This is a genomic window from Rathayibacter sp. AY1F3 (assembly GCF_002931975.1).
In the GTDB taxonomy this organism is placed as follows: domain Bacteria; phylum Actinomycetota; class Actinomycetes; order Actinomycetales; family Microbacteriaceae; genus Rathayibacter.
This window is the reverse complement of the sequence record NZ_PSVF01000001.1, coordinates 117,574-134,159: the sequence shown is the minus strand read 5'-3', so window position 1 is coordinate 134,159 and position 16,586 is coordinate 117,574. Positions and strand designations below refer to the sequence as shown.

Sequence of the window (16,586 nt, the reverse complement as noted above, 5' to 3'; positions counted from 1 at the left end):
GTGCCGTGCCGCCGACCCGCGTCGCTACGGCCTTTCGGAGGTGCCCGGTTTAGGGTGTCCGTGTGCAACGAGTCGACGATTTCCCAGGAGCCGGACCGGTGGCGACCTCACCCGAATCCGGTGACCAGGGGGAGGCGTCCGCGCATCGGCTCTCCCCGACGGCGACCTCTCCCGTGCAGGTGACGAGCGGCGAGGCCGGCTACCAGGGCGGCAACGTGGCCGATCCGGTGTGGCAGTCGTGGCGCGACGAGCTCGCCAAGGTCGGCGGTCCGTCGCCCCTGCTCCACTTCGTGGACTCGCCCCGGACGCGCATCGAGCTCTCGACCACGCACCCCGGCGGGCTGCCCCCGTTCATCTCGGGCAAGACGACGCTCCTCTCCTCGCTCATCCGCGACGAGCTCGCCCTGCGCACCGCGAAGAACGCCGCGGGTGCGATCACCGACAAGGGGATCGAGCTGCGCTCGGTCCGCGGCATCGAGGGCGTCCACCTCGCCATCGGCCTCGCCCAGTGGCGCGCCGGCGACACGGAGTTCACCGCACCCGTGCTCCTGCGCCCGCTCGCCATCCGCCGCTACGGCCGCGACTTCGAGCTCAAGCTCAAGGGTCAGCCCTACTTCAATCCGCAGCTCGCGCGCGCCCTCAAGCAGCAGTTCGGCATCACGATCGACCCCGAGCAGTTCGTCGAGCTGGCCGTGCAGAACGGCGTCTTCAAGCCGCAGCCGGTCATCGACCAGTTGCGCGGCCTGACCTCGCACCTGCCGTGGTTCGCCGTGCACCCGCGCCTCGTGGTCTCGAGCTTCGCCGACGTGGCGGGCGACATGCTCCGCGACGCCCGGATGCTCGAGCACCCGGTCCTCGACGCCGTCGCCGGGAACCCGGCCGCCAAGCGGGCGCTGCAGCAGTCGCAGAAGGTGGCGTCGATCATCCCGCAGGACGAGCGTCCTCCGGCGACCGACAACCTCCTCCTCGACGCGGACGCCGAGCAGGAGCAGGTGATCGCGAACATCGCGGCCGGCAACTCGCTCGTCGTGAAGACCCTTCCCGGCACGGGCGGCACCCAGACCATCGTCAACGCGATCGGCGCCCTGGCCGCCCAGCACAAGCGCGTGCTGGTCGTCAGCGCCCGCCGGTCGAGCCTCGACAGCATCCACCAGCGCCTGCTCTCGGCGGGCCTGGGCGGCATCGCGGTCGGGCCCCGCACGCTCCGCCGCGACCTCATCCAGTCGATCGGCCGCAACGAGAAGGCCGCGCGCCCCTCCGTCAGCGAGATCGACGACGCCCTGCTCCGGCTGCGGAAGGTGCTGCTCGACTACCGCGGCGCGCTCTCCCGGCGCGACGAGAGCTTCGGCGTCTCGGCGCTGCAGGCCCTCGAGGAGCTCGCCCGCCTCTCGCAGCTGCGGACGCCCCCGTCGACCGCCGCCCGCCTCGACCGCCGCTCCGTCACCGCTCTCGCGCACAGCCGCCCCGAGGCGACCCGGATGCTGATCGAGTCGGCGCGCCTGGGCGAGTTCCGCTACGGCCCGGGCGACTCGCCCTGGTACGGGGCCCAGTTCGACTCCACCGCCGACGCCGAGATCGCCCACGAGCTGGCCAAGCGCCTGCACCTGCGCGACCTGCCGCGCCTGCTCGACCGCGCCCAGGACGTCATCGGCCAGACGCGGATGCGCCCGTTCGAGTCGGTCGCCGAGCTCGGCATCTACCTGCGCCTGCTGCAGGACGTCCGCGAGACGCTGGACAAGTTCCAGCCGGCCGTCTTCGACCGCTCGATCCAGGACCTCATCGTCGCCACCTCGCCGCGCCGCGAGGCCGCCGAGATGTCGTCCACCAACCGCCGGCGCCTGAAGAAGCTCGCCCGCGAGTACCTGCGTCCCGGCGCGCACGTCACCGACCTCAACGCGGCGCTCCGCCGGGTGCAGCAGCAGCGGACGCTGTGGCAGCGCTACGCGGTCGCCGGCACGATCCCCGAGGTCCCGGTCGGCGTCGCCGACGTGCAGGTGGCCTACCAGCAGGTGACCGACCAGCTGAGCCGTCTCGACGAGCCGCTCGGCCGCCGCGGGACGAACCTGCAGCTCGCCTCGCTCCCTCTCGCCGAGCTGGCCTCGATGGTGTCCGGCCTCGCCGAGGACAGCGAGGTGCTGGCCAACCTCCAGGAGCGGACGACCCTCCTCGCCACCCTGCGCGACTGGGGCCTGGACCCGCTGCTCACCGACCTCTCGCGCCGCCACGTGCCGGCCGAGCTGGTCGCGGGCGAGCTGGACCTGGCCTGGTGGCGCTCGGCGCTCGAGATCATGCTGACCGACGAGCGTGCGCTGCTCGGCGGCAACACGAGCGTGCTCGACCGGCTCGAGGCCGACTTCAAGCTCGTCGACGAGGCGCACGCCGCCTCGAGCGCCGAGCTGCTGGCCTGGAAGCTCTCCGAGACCTGGAAGATCGGGCTCGTCGACTGGCCGCAGGAGCGCGACGCGCTGCGCGCGCTGCTGCGCACCGAGGCGGCGACGACCCCTCAGGAGCTGCAGAAGGCCGCTCCGCACCTCTCGCGCGTGCTCGCTCCGGCCTGGCTCGCCTCGCCGTACGAGGTGCACCGCATCGGCACCGAGACGACCTTCGACGCGGTGTTCCTCGTCGACGCCGGGGCGACCACGCTGGCCGAGAACGTCGGAGCGATCCGCCGGGCGAAGCAGGTCGTCGCGTTCGGCGATCCGGTCACGCAGACCCCCACTCCCTTCGGCCTGCGCGTCGACGAGACGCCGGAGTTCGGCTCCACCGCCTCGCGGACCGACGTGGAGGCGCTGCACGCCCAGTCGGCGCTCGCCCGACTCGGCGAGCTGCTCAACACCGTCACGCTCACCCGCAGCTACCGCGCGGGCGGCGAGGACCTGGCCGAGCTGGTCAACCGCCGCTTCTACGGCGGCCGCATCGACTCGCTGCCCTGGGCCGGCTCGTTCCTCGGACACGACTCGCTCCGCTTCCACTACATCGCGAGCGGGCACGGCATGCCCGAGAACGACTCCGGAGCCGTCGAGTCCGTCGACGCCGAGGTCGCGAAGGTGGTCGAGCTGGTGCTCGAGCACGCCGTGATCCGTCCGCGCGAGTCGCTGATGGTCATCACTGCGAGCCCTCGCCACGCCGTGCGGGTGCAGCAGGCGGTGCTGACGGCCTTCGCCAAGCGCACCGACCTGAGCGACTTCATCCTCGGCGATCGGCCCGAGCCCTTCGCCGTCGTGACTCTGGAGCAGTCGGTCGCGCAGAGCCGTGACCGCGTCATCTTCTCGATCGGCTACGGCCGGACGCCCCACGGCCGCCTGCTGTCGAACTTCGGCGCGCTCGCGGAGCCGGGCGGAGAGCGTCTGCTGGCGGTCGGGATGACCCGTGCCCGCCGCTCGATGGACATCGTCTCGTGCTTCCGCCCGGGCGACATCGACGAGTCGCGCATGCGATACGGCATGGTCGCGCTCGCGCAGGTGCTGCAGGAGGCGGAGGACCGCGTCCAGCCGAGCGACCGCGACGACTACTCGGAGCCGATGCTGGTGGATCTCGCCGCGCGCCTCGAGCGCCGCGGACTCCGGGTCAACATCGGGCACAAGGGCAAGCTGGCGCTCGTCGCCGCGCACGGGACCCGTGCCGTGGTGGTCGAGACCGACCGCGACGTGAGCACGCAGAGCCTGCGCGTGTCGCTGCGCCTGCGTCCGGAGCTGCTGCGCCGGCTGGGCTGGCACTACCTGCGGGTGCACAACTTCGAGCTGTTCGCCGACCCCGAGGCCGTGGCCGCGCGGGTGGCCGGGCTGATCGGTGCGACCGCGGGGGAGGAGCAGACCCCTGCTCCCGCCGCCGGCGAGGCTCCTGCTGCTCCCGCCGCTCCTGCCGCCGCCGCCGCTCCGGCGTCGGGGGAGACGCAGCCCGTCGAGCCGCTGCCGCACGACTGATCGTGGCGCCGGATCCCGACGCCCCCGCGGGTGCCGACCGCCCGTTGCGGCGCACCCGCGGCGGCCGGCGGGCGACGCTCCCCGCGAAGCCCGGCACCGATCCGTCCCCGCACGACGCTCCGGTCGCCGACCCCTCCGCGCCGCCCGCGCGCCCCGACACCGGCCCGAACGACGCGCGCCTGCGCCAGGACGTCCCCCCGCACTACTGAGGTCAGCCGGACCGGTCGGTGATCCGCGAGTCGAGACATGTCCCGTCGGCGACCTCGGACCTTCCCCCGGCGCGCCCCCGCTCGACGAGCGGATGGACGCGTGGAGACAGGGCCGGTCGGTCCCCGCCAAAGTCGCTCAAGGTCCCGATCGGCGACCTCCCGAAGATGCAGGTGCCGTCCGAAACGCGTGCCGACGTTTCGGACGCACCGTTCGCACAACGCTCTGCGAAGCGTTCCCCGATCGGGAAGCCGACCGCGGTCCTCTTCCGCCTCCGGCGGAAGACGACAGAGCGACTCAGTCGACGTGCTTGCCGGAGTTCGCGGTGGTGGCGGTGCCGTTGTTGGCGAGCAGGTCGCGGATGTCGGCGAGGAGCTCGAGCTCGGTGGGGGCCTTGTCCTCCGCGGCGGGGGCGTCGGCGGCCTTCTTGGCGAACGCGGCGTTCTTGAGGTGGTTGATCGGCAGGACGAACGCGAAGTAGAGGACGAAGGCGACGATCACGAACTGGATCAGGGCCGAGACGACCGAGCCGTAGGCGATGACGGTCGGGTCCTCGCCGTTCTCTCCCGGCCGGATGGTCCAGACCAGGGTCTCGAGGGAGGAGGCGTCGAAGATCACGCCGATGAGCGGGTTGAAGATCCCCGTCACGATCGCGTTGACGATGGTCGTGAAGGCGGCGCCGATGACCACGGCGACAGCCAGGTCGATGACGTTGCCGCGGAGGATGAACTCCTTGAAGCCGTTGATCATGATCGTTCCGTTTCTGCCGTGAGCGGTGGGTGGCGGGTCAGCTCCCGGAGGAGGAGCCCGAGGAGGAGGACCCGGAGGAGCCCGAGGACGACGAGGAGGAGGACGATCCGGAGCCCGAGGACCCCGAACCGGACGAGGAGCCGCCCGAGCCGCCCGAGCCCGACGACCCGGAGGATCCCGAGGAGGAGCCGCCCGATCCCGAGGAGCCCGACGACGAGTCGGACGAGCCCGAGCCGGACGAGCCGGATCCCGAGGAGGAGGAGCCGCCCTCGCTCGACTTCCCGCCGGAGCGGGAGTCGGTGCGGTAGAAGCCCGAGCCGTTGAAGGTCACGCCGACCGCGCTGAACACCTTGCGCAGCGCCCCCTGGCAGCTCGGGCACTCGGTGAGCGTGTCGTCGGTGAACTTCTGCTGGATGTCGAAGGCGTTGCCGCACTGCGTGCAGCGGTAGGAGTAGGTGGGCACAGGGGGCTCCTCGGAGGCGGGTGGGGGAGAAGGAGGACGGGGTCAGTGGCGCAGGTCGACGATGCCGGAGGGAGTGACGACTCCGTCGACGGCCTGGTCGTGGACCTCGCTGGGCACCCGGTCGACGAGCTCGCTGTCGAAGACGACGGCGTAGACCGGCGGGCACTTCTCCATCGAGCCGAGGGTCTTGTCGAAGTAGCCGCGCCCCCAGCCCATCCGCATCCCCTGCCGGTCGACGGTGGCGGCCGGGACGACGATGAGGTCGACGTCGTTGATCGCGATGGGGCCGAGCAGCTGCCCGACGGGCTCGGGCATGCCGAACAGGCCCTGGGTCTCGGTGTGGCCGTCGCCGACCGCCCAGTCGAGCAGGCCGTCCTGGCGCGAGACGGGGAAGAGGACGCGGATGCCGTGGCTCTCGGCCCAGCCCAGGAACGGCCGGGTGCTCGGCTCGTCCGGAGCGGAGAGGTAGCACGCGAGGGAGCGGGCCCCCACGCGGGTGGCGAGCTCGATCAGGTGGGCGGTGATCTGCTCCGCGGCCTGCTCGCGAGCGGTCGAGGTCTGCGTGCGGCGGCGCTCGCGCAGCTCGGCGCGCAGCGCCCGCTTCTCGTGCGTGATGTCGGCTGGCATGCGCTCAGTCTAGAACCGGGCCCCGCGCCGGCCTCCGCGCGGACGACCCTGAGGGACGCTCGTCACGGACCGCCCCGGAACGGGGTCCGGCGCCTTCCGTCGCCGGTCCTGGCGCGAAACTCCCGCGACTTCCCCCGCCGCTAGGATGGCGCCCCATGGGCACTCGAATCCGCAAAGCAGTCATCCCCGCCGCAGGTCTCGGCACCCGCTTCCTGCCGGCGACGAAGGCCATCCCCAAGGAGATGCTGCCGGTCGTCGACAAGCCGGCGATCCAGTACGTGGTCGAGGAGGCGGCGGACGCCGGCCTCCAGGACGTGCTCGTGATCATCGGGCGCAACAAGAACGCGCTCGCCAACCACTTCGACTCGGTGCCCGAGCTCGAGCAGAACCTGTCCCAGAAGAAGGACGACAAGAAGCTCGAGCACGTCAAGTACGCCAGCGACCTCGCCGACGTGCACTTCGTCCGTCAGGGCGAGCCGAAGGGCCTCGGCCACGCGGTCTCCCGCGCGCAGCGCCACGTCGGCGACGAGCCCTTCGCCGTGCTCCTCGGCGACGACCTGATCGACGCCCGCGACCCGCTGCTCTCGCGCATGATCGACGTCGCCGAGCAGCGCGACACCACGGTGGTCGCGCTGCTCGAGGTCGACCCCGACCAGATCCACCTCTACGGCTGCGCGGCGGTCGAGGCGACCGACGAGGACGACGTGGTGCGGATCACCGGCCTGGTCGAGAAGCCCTCCAAGGAGGACGCCCCCTCGAACCTCGCGATCATCGGCCGCTACGTGCTGAAGCCCGACGTGTTCGGCGTGCTCGAGCACACCGCTCCGGGCAAGGGCGGCGAGATCCAGCTGACCGACGCGCTGGAGCGCATGGCCCAGGATCCGGCCGAGTTCGGCGGCGTCTACGGCGTCGTGTTCCGCGGCCGCCGCTACGACACCGGCGACAAGCTCGACTACATCAAGGCCATCGTGCAGCTCGCCTCCGACCGCGACGACCTCGGCAAGGACCTCAAGCCCTGGCTGAAGGACTTCGTCGCCGGCCTCTGAGCCCCGGCGAGCGCGCCTCCGGAACGGACGGGACCCCCTGCTGAGGCGGGGGATCCCGTCCGTTCCTCCGTTCCACGGAAGCACGGAACGCCCCGGAGTCCAGTCCCCCTCCCGCAGTGCGGCGGAGCAGTAGGGTCGCATCATGCCGCTCCCGATCCCGACGCTCACCGAGGGTCGTGTCACCGTCCGCCCCATCCGCGTGCGCGACGCCCGCCCTCTCGAGCGGGAGCTGATCGCGAACCGGTCGTGGCTGCGCCAGTGGGAGGCGTCCGACCCCCGGGGAGGCGCCGCGTTCGACGTGCGCGCCAGCATCCGCTCGCTGCAGCAGAACGCGCGGGCCGGCGGCGGAGTGCCGTTCCTCATCGACTGGGACGGCGAGCTCGCCGGGCAGCTCAACATCTCGAACATCGGGTACGGCTCGCTCTCCTCCGGGTCGATCGGCTACTGGGTGTCCGAGCGCTACGCCGGGCGGGGGATCACTCCGATCGCCGTGGCCCTCGCGGCCGACCACGCCTTCCTCGACCTGGGCCTGCACCGGATCGAGATCTGCATCCGCCCGGAGAACCGGCCGAGCCTGCGCGTGGTCGAGAAGCTCGGCTTCCGCTACGAGGGCCTACGGCGGCGCTTCATCCACATCAACGGCGACTGGCGCGACCACTTCTGCTTCGCCCTCGTGGCGGAGGAGGTGCCCCGCGGCGTGCTCCGCCGCTACCTCGACGGGCAGGTCCCGTCGGAGGTCGGCGTGCCGACCGACGCGGACCTCCGCGCCTCGCGCCGCTCGGGTCTCTCCGGACCCTCCGACGGCGCCGGTGTCCCTCCGACGGGGCCCCGGCTGATCCGCGATCCGCACGGACACACCTACCCGTAATGACGGACGGGAGTGCCCGGTACTCCTAGCGTTGTCCGCATGAGTAGCGACTGGCTGGGCGGGGGCGTCGTCTGGGCGCTCGCCGCCGTTCTGTGGGTCGCCTACCTGATCCCCACGTGGATGCGCAGGCGGTCGTACAACGCGACCGAGCGCAACGCGGTGAGGCTGCAGCAGACGCTGCGGATCCTCGCCGAGACCGCGGAAGTGCCCGAGCACGTGCGTGCGGAGGCGACGGCCCGCGAGGTGGCGCTGCAGCAGCGCCGGCTCCGGGTGACCGAGACACGACGACGAGCCGAAGAGAAGGCACAGGCGATGGAGCTGGCACAGGCGGAGAAGGCGGCGCGCGACGCGCTGCGACGGGCGACCGCGAGCGCACGGCGGAGCACGCGGTCAGGGCCCTCGGTCCTGCGCTGGCGCCAGGGCGCCGCGCTGGCCGTGCTGGTCGGGGCGGTCGCCGCGCTGGTCGGGCTCGTGATGCTGCCCTTCGGCGGCACGGGTGCGGTGCCGCTCGTCGGCCTGCTCCTCGCCGTCGCGGGGCTCGGCACGCTGATCCTGCTGGCTCCGGGTCGCCGCCGCGCCGCCGCTCCGGCCGCGGCAGCGACGACGGCCGCCGCGACCGAGCGCCGGCGCGCCGAGGTCTTCGAGGCCGAGCTCGCCGAGGATGCGGCGGACGACGCCTCCGAGGAGCTCGCCGAGGACCGTGCGAGCTGGACGCCGCAGCCGCTCCCCAAGCCGCTCTACCTCTCCCGGGGCACGGTGGCCGCCTCCGCGATGGCGTCGATCGACGCCGTGGAGCGCCTGCGCACCGCCGCGGCGGAGGCGGAGCTCGCCCAGCGCGCCGCCGCGACCGCTCCCGAGGTGGCGCCGCTGCGCGTCCCGCGTGCTGCCGCTCCCGCTCCCGAGGCGCCGCGTCCCTCCTCCCGCTTCGCCGCGATGGGCGTCGTGGACGGCGTCGACGCGATCGACCTCGACCAGGCGCTGCAGCGCCGCCGCGGGGCCTGACCCGAGTGCGAGGCGCCTGCTCGTCCGTGCTAGTGTGGACGAGTTGTTCGGGCCGGTGACGGCTCGGAAGGCACGGGTCCGTGGCGCAGTTGGTAGCGCGCTTCGTTCGCAATGAAGAGGTCAGGGGTTCGAATCCCCTCGGATCCACCACCACAGAAGGCCCGCTCGAGAGAGCGGGCCTTCTGCGTTCTCCCGGCGGCCCGCTCTGCGAGAACGTGCTGGTCGCGCTCGCCGTCTGCCCTGCCGTTCCCGCCCTGCGGCCGAAGGCCGGTCCTCCGCGGTGAGCAGCCGTCGTGCTCGCGGCCGCCCGCCTCTCCCCTCCCGGATCGCTCCCGCCCGACCGCCGACAGACGTCCTCCGTGTCCCCCATCCGGGCCGCGACGGACGGGAGCCGCCCTCCTCCGGTCCGTCGGGGGATCCGCGGCGACGTACGCTCGCCCCTCGTGCTCTCGCAGCACGCGAGGCACTCGAACGATGGACGACCAGGGGACGGGACGACATGGGGACCACAGCACACAGGGCACGGCGGAGAGCAGCAGGGGTCGGCGCGGGGGCGATCGCGCTCCTGGCGGGGCTCCTGGCGGCACCGCCGGCGCAGGCGTCCGGGACGCAGACGCTGCTCGCGCTCGGCGACTCGATCACGCGCGCGGCGACGACCTGCGGGGTGAACCGCGACTGCGTCGAGAACTCCTGGGCGACGGGATCGGCGCCCGCGGTCGACTCGATCGCGAGCCGTTTGGCGGCGGCGGATCCGCGGACGGCGGTCCGCGCGGTGAACTACGCGAAGTCGGGCGCGGTCATCAGCGGAGTCGAGTCGCGGATCGACGCCGCGGTCGCGGCCGGGGAGGAGCCGGACGTGGTCACGCTGCTGATCGGCGGCAACGACCTCTGCTCGCTGAGCCTCTCGCCCGACTCCCGCGACGGCTACGCGATGACGCCCGCGGCCTCCTTCGCGGCGTCGGCGACCCGGATACTGCGCTCCATCGGCGAGGAGTGGCCGGAGGCGACGGTGCTCGTCGGCTCGGTCCCGGACATCGAGTCGGAGTGGGAGGCCGTGAAGTCGACGCCGGGCGCCGCGATCTGGGCCTGGGGCGGGGTCTGCCGGACCCAGCGCGGAGTCGACGCGACGACCGGAGCCCCGCTGACCGGCTCGGCCTACACCGCCTCGCTCGCGGCGGCGGAGGACCGGGAGGCCGCCTTCAACGAGGCACTGGAATCGGCCTGCGCGTCCGCCGCGAACGACTGCGTCTGGGACGGCGGCGCCCTCACGGCGGCTCCGATCTCGCTCGACCAGCTCTCGACGGACGTCGACTACTTCCACCCGAACGTCGCCGGCCAGGCGATGATCGCGGAGGAGCTGTGGACGGCCTGGGGCCTCGGCGACGAACCGGCTCCGACCCCGACCCCGACTCCCACGTCGGCGCCCACCGCGGCTCCTGCTCCGGCACCCACGGGCTCGCCCGCGCCGTCGCGCGACACGACGGCTCCGAAGACCGTCATCACCGCGCCGACGAGCGGATCGACGGTGCGCGGCTCTGTCACCCTGGTCGCCACCGCCAAGGACGACGTCGGCACGACGAAGCTGAGCTTCTGGAGCGGAGCCACGCGGCTGGGCGACGCGACGAGGGCGTCGGACGGCACGTGGCGCCTGACCGTCTCGGCCTCCTCCTACCCGGCCGGGCGCTACGCGATCGTCGCGCACGCCTCCGACGCCGCAGGGAACCTCGGGCGGAGCTCTTCGATCACCCTCAAGCGCTGAGCGGCTGAGGGGGCCGTCCGTCACCGGCCCCCTCAGCCCCGCGCGACGAGCAGCACGTCGGGACGATCCCAGTTCTCGACGGTCTGCAGCACCCAGAAGATCCCGAAGAGGGCGAGCGCGACGGCCTCGCCGAGCAGGAGCCACTGCTCGCCGAGAAGTTCCGCTCCCCGCCCCGTGAGAAGCAGGAGCACCAGCGCCGCATCGACCGCGGCGATCAGCACCGCGAGAACGGCGTAGCAGCGGGAGTAGAAGCGCGGCGTCCCCGGCCCGCTCGCTCCCTCCTCGCGCACCGCGACGGCGTGCAGACCCGCGGTGACGGCGATGAGGAGGAAGAAGACGCCGGCGGCGGCGTAGTGGCCGAGCCGCAGGAACGACGGGAGCGTGCTCCAGGCCGCCAGGGCGATCAGGAGGGCGGCGGCGATCGCGGTGCGGACGAGCGCCCAGCGGTCGAGGACCCGGTCGAGGGCGAGCAGGATCACGGAGGCGACGAGGACGGCCGCGGCCGTGACCAGGTAGGCGGGCAGGGAGGCGGCGACCTCACCCGCGGCCGTCGCGGGAAGGCACGACGCCCCTCCCGCCGGGCACACCGCTCCCTGGAGGCGCTGCAGCTCCTCCGAGGCGAGGGGCACCGGCACGATCGCGATGACCGGCGCCGTCATGCCCGCCAGCAGTAGGAGGAAGCGCCGCACGCTCCTCCCGGCGAGGACGACCAGCGCGACGCCGACCGCGAAGAGCGCCCCGGTGAAGAGGGAGCGGACCGGGGTGTAGTACGAGGCGCTGATCGAGCGCAGCGGGCCTCCGACGACGAGCTGGTGGACGAGGCCGGCCGTGAGGAGCACCACGGCCGCCACCAGGGAGAGGCGGACGTAGCGGTAGGTGCGGAGGGAGGAGACGGCACCGCCCCCGCCCAGCGCGTCGCCGCGGGCCACCCGGCTACTCCGCGCGCAGGCCGGAGGAGGCGAGGGCGAAGTCGACGTCGATGCGGATAGCGACGCGGAGGGGGTTCGGGCGCGGGGTGCGGTAGCGCTGGGAGTAGAGCTCGACGGCGTGCTGCACGGCGTCCGGCTCCTCCTCGATCGTCGCCGGACCGCCCAGGCTCAGCCACCGGATGCCGTCGACCTGCCCGACCGTCGCGGTGCCGCCCCGCCGGACGTTGAGCACCTTCTGGCTCTCGCGGGAGGTGATGACGCGGACGACGCCGTCCTCATAGGTGAAGCCCACGGCGACCACGTGCAGGCGACCCTGGCGGCCGGGGGTGGAGAGGGTGGCCAGGTGGCGCTCGGTGACGAAGGCGAGGCCGTCGGCGCTCAGGATGCTCATCCCGCGAGCGTAGCCGGAGGCGCCGACGCACTCCTGGGGGCGGACCGCGGGTCAGCCCTCGAGGATCAGCGCCTCGCCCTGGCCGCCTCCGCCGCAGAGCGCGGCGACGCCCAGACCGCCGCCCCGGCGCCGGAGGGCCAGCGCCAGGTGCAGGGCCAGCCGTGCTCCGGAGGCGCCCACAGGGTGGCCGAGCGCGATCGCCCCGCCGTCGGGGTTGACCGCCTCGGGCTCGACGCCGAGATCGTCCGCCGACTGGAGGACGACGGAGGCGAACGCCTCGTTGATCTCGATCAGGTCCAGGTCGGACACCGCTGCACCGCGGCGGCCGAGCGCCCGGAGGATCGCCGCCGACGGCTGTGAATGCAGGGAGTTGTCCGGTCCGGCGACCTGCCCGTGCTCGGCGACGGTCGCGAGCCAGGGCAGTCCGCGCTCGCGGGCCCAGCCGCGGGACACGACGACCAGCGCGGCGGCGCCGTCCGTGATCGGGGACGAGCTGCCCGCCGTGATCGTGCCCTCGGGCGAGAACGCGGGGGCCAGCCGGGCGAGCGTCTCGACCGTGCTGTCCTCCCGGATCCCGTCGTCGGCGGACACGACGAGGTCCGGTCCGCGCCGCTGCGGAACCGCGACCGGCACGATCTCCTCGGCGAGCACGCCGGTGGACCGTGCCGCGGCGGCCCGCTGGTGCGAGAGCGCGGCGAAGGCGTCCTGGCGCTCGCGGCGGATGCCCCGTGCGGCGTTGCCGTCGTCGGTCACCCTCCCCATCAGGCGGCGGTCGAACGGATCGAGCAGGCCGTCGTGGAGGAGTGCGTCCTCGAGCGGACGCGGACCGACACCCAGGCCCGAGCGGGATCCGAGCAGGAGGTGCGGCGCGTTGGTCATCGACTCCTGCCCTCCGGCGACGACCACCTGCGCCTCGCCGAGCCGGATCATCCGCGCCGCGTCGATCACCGCGGTGAGACCCGACAGGCAGAGCTTGTTGATCGTGACCGCCGGGACGTCCCAGCCCAGGCCCGCGAGGACCGCGGCCTGCCGGGCGGGGCCCTGACCGGCTCCGGCCTGGATCACCTGGCCGAGTACGACCGCGTCGACGTCGGCCGCGGAGGCGCCCGAGCGCTCGAGAGCCCCTCGGATGGCAGCGGCGCCGAGCTCGACGCCCGAGAGCGGCGCGAAGGCTCCGGAGAAGCGGGCGAACGGGGTGCGGGCGCCCCCCAGGATCACGGGGGTGGTGTCGTCAGTGGACACGGGGACTCCTTCTCGACGGTGAGAGCGGGGGAAGCGGTGGGGAGACGGATGCCGGGAGCCGGCCCGGCTCAGGGAACGAGCAGGATCTTCCCGCGGACGTGGCCGTCCTCGCTGAGCCGGTGCGCCTCGGCGGCCTGCTCGAGAGGGAGGCGCGGACCTGTCGCGACCGCGAAGCGCCCCTCGCTCGCCAGCCGGGCGGCCAGCGGCACGCCCTCGCGGCGGAGGCGCTGCTCCTCCTCGGTCAGCGGCACGGGACTGCCGCCGCTCCAGGCCCGGATGCCCAGCTCGGCCGCCCGAGGACCGGCGACCACCGTTCCGACGTGCTGCGGATCCTCCACCAGCGCGAGCGAGGCGGCGAGCGCCTCGTCCGTCCCGGCCGCGTCGAGCACGCGGTCGACGCCCTCGGGCGCCGCGGCACGCAGCCGCTCGAGCAGTCCGGGCCCGTAGGCGACCGGCACCGCTCCGAGCGCGCGCAGCGCCTCGTGATTCGCCGGGCTCGCCGTGGCGATCACCCGGGCTCCGCGGTCGACGGCGAACTGGATCGCCGCCCGGCCGACCGCTCCGGCGCCCGCGTGGACGACGAACGTCGATCCCTCCGCGACGCCGAGCGAGACCACCGCCTGGTAGGCGGTGGAGACCGGGATGCCGAGCGCGGCCGCCTCCTCGAAGCCGAGTCCGTCGGGGAGCGGATCGAGGGAGTCGGGGGAGACCGCGACGGCGGTCGCGTAGGTGCCGGTGGCGCCGCTGACGATCACCCGGTCTCCGACGCTCCAACCGGTCACGCCCGGACCGACGGCGGAGACCACGCCGGAGCCGTCCGACCCGAGCCTCCGCGGACCGTCGAACGGCGGGCTCGGGCGCAGGCCGGAGCGCATCTTCCACTCGATCGGGTTCACGCCGGCCGCGCGGACGGCGACCACCACGGTGCCGGGCCCCGCCTCGGGCTCCGGCGCCTCGACGGTCTCGAGCACCTCGGGCCCGCCGATCCGCTCGTACTGCACGATCCTCGCCATGTCGTCCTCCTCCTCGCGGGCCACCGCCCGCTCCGGTCGCCTCAGTCCAGCAGACTCTCGCGCACCTGGCGGCGCAGCACCTTGCCGATCAGCGAGGTCGGCAGCTCGTCCACCGGGACGATCCGCCTGGGCACCTTGTAGGGCGTCAGGTGCAGCCGGCAGAAGTCGCGCAGCGCCTCCGGATCCACGGCCGTCCCGGCCCGCAGGACCACGGCCGCCGCGACGCTCTCGCCGCCGTCCTCGCGGGGGAGCCCGACGACGGCCGCGCGCGTCACGTCCGGGTGCGACTCCAGCACTCCCTCGACCTCGGAGGGGGAGACATTGAAGCCGCCGGTGATGATGAGCTCCTTGGCCCGGTCGACGATCGTCACGAAGCCGTCGGCCGAGACGGTCGCGATGTCGCCCGTGCGCAGCCAGCCGCCGGGGAGGAGGGCCTCGGCCGTCTCCTCCGGCCGCTTCCAGTACCCCTGGAACACCTGCGGCCCCCGGAGCAGGAGCTCGCCGGACTCGCCCGGGCCGCGGTCGACCGACGGATCGGCGGGGTCGACGAGGCGGATCGTCGTGCTGGGGAACGGCACGCCCACCGTGCCGGGCCGGCGGGTCGGGCCGACCGGGTTGCCGAGGGCGACCGGCGAGCTCTCGGTCATTCCGTAGCCCTCGACCAGGAGTCCCCGGCTCGCGCGCTCCCAGCGGTCGACCGTCGCGACCGGCAGGCTCATCGCTCCCGAGATCGCGAAGCGGATGCCGCGCAGGTCGAGCTCGTGGCGCTCGGAGGCGCGGGCCAGCGCGTCGTACACGGGCGGCACCGCGGGGAGGAAGGTGGGCGGCGACGACTTCGCGGCCGCCTTCACGAGGCCGACGTCGAAGGTCGGGAACAGCACGACCTTCGCGCCGATGCTGATCGCGAAGGTCAGGCACAGCGTCAGCCCGTAGGCGTGGAACAGAGGGAGCACCGCGTAGAACGTCTCGTCGCCCTCGCGCAGGCCCGGCACCCAGGCGCGGCCCTGCAGGGCGTTCGCGCGGAGGTTCGCGTGCGAGAGGATCGCGCCCTTGGGCGTGCCGGTGGTGCCGCTCGTGTACTGCAGCAGGGCCGTGTCGCCGAGGACCGGGCGGGGGTGCGAGCGCGCGATGCGGCGGTTCTTCAGCAGCGACGCGAAGGGCACCAGGGAGCGGCTGCGGGGGGTCGCGGTCAGCTTCTCGCGCGACCGGCGCACCGACGGCAGGGGGAGCCGGAGCGCCAGGCGCTTGCCGAGCGGGAAGGAGCGGGTGAGGTCGACGGAGACGACGCGCTCGATGCCCAGGTCGGCGGGCATGGTCGCGACGACGTCGGCGATCTTGTTCCAGACGACCGCGAACCGGGCGCCGTGGTCCTCGAACTGCCGCCGCAGCTCGCGCGGCGTGTAGAGCGGGTTGTGCTCGACCACGATCGCTCCGAGGCGGAGAGCGGCGTAGAACGCCACCACGTGCTCCGGGCAGTTCGGGAGCACCAGCGCGACGCGGTCGCCGGCGCGCACGCCCAGGCGCCGCAGGCCCTCCGCCGCCCGCGCGACCTGCTCGCCGAGCTCGGCGTAGCTGGTCTCGGCGCCGAAGAACTCGAGCGCGGTGCCGCGGCGGTACCGCGCGACCGAGTCCTCGAGCAGGTCGACGAGGGTCTGGGTGGGAGGGTCGATCTCGGCGGGCACGCCCTCCGCGTAGGAGGTCAGCCACGGCTTCGTCGCCAGGTTCGAGGATCCGGAGGTCACGGGCCGAGTATCGGGCACCCGCCTCCGCACTTCCTCCGAGGCGCGCGGAGGGGGTGCCGCGCCGGGCGCGGGAGCGGCAGGCTGGCGGCATGAGCGCAGCCATCGACCTCCTCCGCGACGCCTTCGGCCGGGTGCACGAGAACGTGCACGCCGTCCTCGACGACAGCACCCCCGATCAGCTCGCGTTCCGCGCGGACGCCCGCTCGAACTCGCCCGCCTGGCTCGTCTGGCATCTCGTCCGGGTGCAGGACGACCACCTCGCCCCGCTCGCCGGCCACGAGCAGGTGTGGACGGCCGACGGCTTCCACGGCCGGTCCGGCCTGCCCTTCGGGCCCGACGAGACCGGCTACGGGCAGGAGCCGGCCGAGGTGGCGGCGCTCGCCGCGGTGCCGGCCGCGCTGCTCGCGGAGTACGCCGACGCCGTGCACCGGCAGACGCTCGCCCTCCTCGACACGCTCGGCGACGAGGACCTCGCGCGCGTCGTCGACGAGCAGTGGGATCCGCCGGTGACTCTCGGGGTGCGGCTGGTCTCGGTGATCGACGACGACACGCAGCACGTCGGCCAGGCCGCGTACGCGAAGGGTCTCGCCGAGCGCTCGGCGCGCTGAGCCCGGCCTCTACGCT

15 protein-coding genes and 1 tRNA gene are annotated in these 16,586 nt (G+C 73.5%); 8 read left to right on the top strand and 8 right to left on the bottom strand.

All coding sequences use genetic code 11. The annotated features are described in order from the left end of the window. The first annotated feature begins 98 nt into the window (after window positions 1-98). Complete coding sequence (locus tag C5C39_RS00600; protein ID WP_374953661.1) at window positions 99-3,923, top strand: DEAD/DEAH box helicase; 3,825 nt, start codon at window positions 99-101, stop codon at window positions 3,921-3,923. Between the two features lie 2 nt (window positions 3,924-3,925). Next, complete coding sequence (locus C5C39_RS00595; protein WP_104232858.1) at window positions 3,926-4,132, top strand: hypothetical protein; 207 nt, start codon at window positions 3,926-3,928, stop codon at window positions 4,130-4,132. Between the two features lie 295 nt (window positions 4,133-4,427). Here C5C39_RS00595 and mscL read toward each other — a convergent pair whose 3' ends face one another. Genes mscL through C5C39_RS00580 form a run of 3 tightly spaced genes read right to left on the bottom strand, consistent with a single transcriptional unit; the run spans window position 4,428 to window position 5,970 of the window. After that, complete coding sequence (gene mscL / locus C5C39_RS00590) at window positions 4,428-4,880, bottom strand: large conductance mechanosensitive channel protein MscL (RefSeq protein ID WP_181072883.1); 453 nt, start codon at window positions 4,878-4,880, stop codon at window positions 4,428-4,430. 37 nt (window positions 4,881-4,917) lie between these two features. Next, complete coding sequence (locus C5C39_RS00585; protein WP_104352411.1) at window positions 4,918-5,343, bottom strand: FmdB family zinc ribbon protein; 426 nt, start codon at window positions 5,341-5,343, stop codon at window positions 4,918-4,920. 42 nt (window positions 5,344-5,385) lie between these two features. Then, on the bottom strand, window positions 5,386-5,970 hold the full coding sequence (locus C5C39_RS00580) for a 5-formyltetrahydrofolate cyclo-ligase (protein ID WP_104352410.1): 585 nt from the start codon (window positions 5,968-5,970) through the stop codon (window positions 5,386-5,388). A gap of 155 nt (window positions 5,971-6,125) precedes the next feature. On the opposite strand from C5C39_RS00580, the gene galU reads away from it, so the two are divergent. From galU to C5C39_RS00555, 5 genes are all read left to right on the top strand, one after another. After that, window positions 6,126-7,016 carry a UTP--glucose-1-phosphate uridylyltransferase GalU gene (galU, locus tag C5C39_RS00575; protein WP_104223218.1) on the top strand — a complete coding sequence of 297 codons (891 nt, stop codon included), beginning with the start codon at window positions 6,126-6,128 and terminating at the stop codon, window positions 7,014-7,016. Window positions 7,017-7,158: 142 nt separating this feature from the next. Continuing rightward, window positions 7,159-7,884 carry a GNAT family N-acetyltransferase gene (locus C5C39_RS00570; RefSeq protein ID WP_104223217.1) on the top strand — a complete coding sequence of 242 codons (726 nt, stop codon included), beginning with the start codon at window positions 7,159-7,161 and terminating at the stop codon, window positions 7,882-7,884. A gap of 39 nt (window positions 7,885-7,923) precedes the next feature. Next, window positions 7,924-8,886, top strand: coding sequence for a hypothetical protein (locus C5C39_RS00565; protein WP_104352409.1), 963 nt, complete (start codon window positions 7,924-7,926; stop codon window positions 8,884-8,886). Window positions 8,887-8,960: 74 nt separating this feature from the next. After that, window positions 8,961-9,036 (top strand) — tRNA-Ala (locus C5C39_RS00560). A 349-nt stretch (window positions 9,037-9,385) separates the two neighbouring features. After that, window positions 9,386-10,645, top strand: coding sequence for a GDSL-type esterase/lipase family protein (locus C5C39_RS00555; protein ID WP_104352408.1), 1,260 nt, complete (start codon window positions 9,386-9,388; stop codon window positions 10,643-10,645). A gap of 32 nt (window positions 10,646-10,677) precedes the next feature. Here the strand turns inward: C5C39_RS00555 and C5C39_RS00550 are convergent, their stop codons facing one another. The 5 genes from C5C39_RS00550 to C5C39_RS00530 all read right to left on the bottom strand — a co-directional run bounded on the left by C5C39_RS00550 (window position 10,678) and on the right by C5C39_RS00530 (window position 15,962). Next, entirely contained in the window at window positions 10,678-11,574 is an 897-nt protein-coding gene (locus C5C39_RS00550) for a hypothetical protein (RefSeq protein WP_104315159.1), read from the bottom strand. Window positions 11,575-11,578: 4 nt separating this feature from the next. Continuing rightward, window positions 11,579-11,965, bottom strand: coding sequence for a pyridoxamine 5'-phosphate oxidase family protein (locus C5C39_RS00545; RefSeq protein WP_104223212.1), 387 nt, complete (start codon window positions 11,963-11,965; stop codon window positions 11,579-11,581). A gap of 51 nt (window positions 11,966-12,016) precedes the next feature. Next, window positions 12,017-13,207 carry an acetyl-CoA C-acyltransferase gene (locus C5C39_RS00540; RefSeq protein ID WP_104232853.1) on the bottom strand — a complete coding sequence of 397 codons (1,191 nt, stop codon included), beginning with the start codon at window positions 13,205-13,207 and terminating at the stop codon, window positions 12,017-12,019. Between the two features lie 68 nt (window positions 13,208-13,275). Continuing rightward, entirely contained in the window at window positions 13,276-14,220 is a 945-nt protein-coding gene (locus tag C5C39_RS00535) for an NADP-dependent oxidoreductase (RefSeq protein WP_104352486.1), read from the bottom strand. 41 nt (window positions 14,221-14,261) lie between these two features. Then, window positions 14,262-15,962 (bottom strand): long-chain-fatty-acid--CoA ligase, encoded by a 1,701-nt coding sequence (locus C5C39_RS00530; protein WP_104352407.1) that lies wholly within the window; start codon window positions 15,960-15,962, stop codon window positions 14,262-14,264. An 89-nt stretch (window positions 15,963-16,051) separates the two neighbouring features. On the opposite strand from C5C39_RS00530, the gene C5C39_RS00525 reads away from it, so the two are divergent. Then, complete coding sequence (locus C5C39_RS00525) at window positions 16,052-16,570, top strand: DinB family protein (protein ID WP_104246705.1); 519 nt, start codon at window positions 16,052-16,054, stop codon at window positions 16,568-16,570. Window positions 16,571-16,586: the final 16 nt, after the last annotated feature.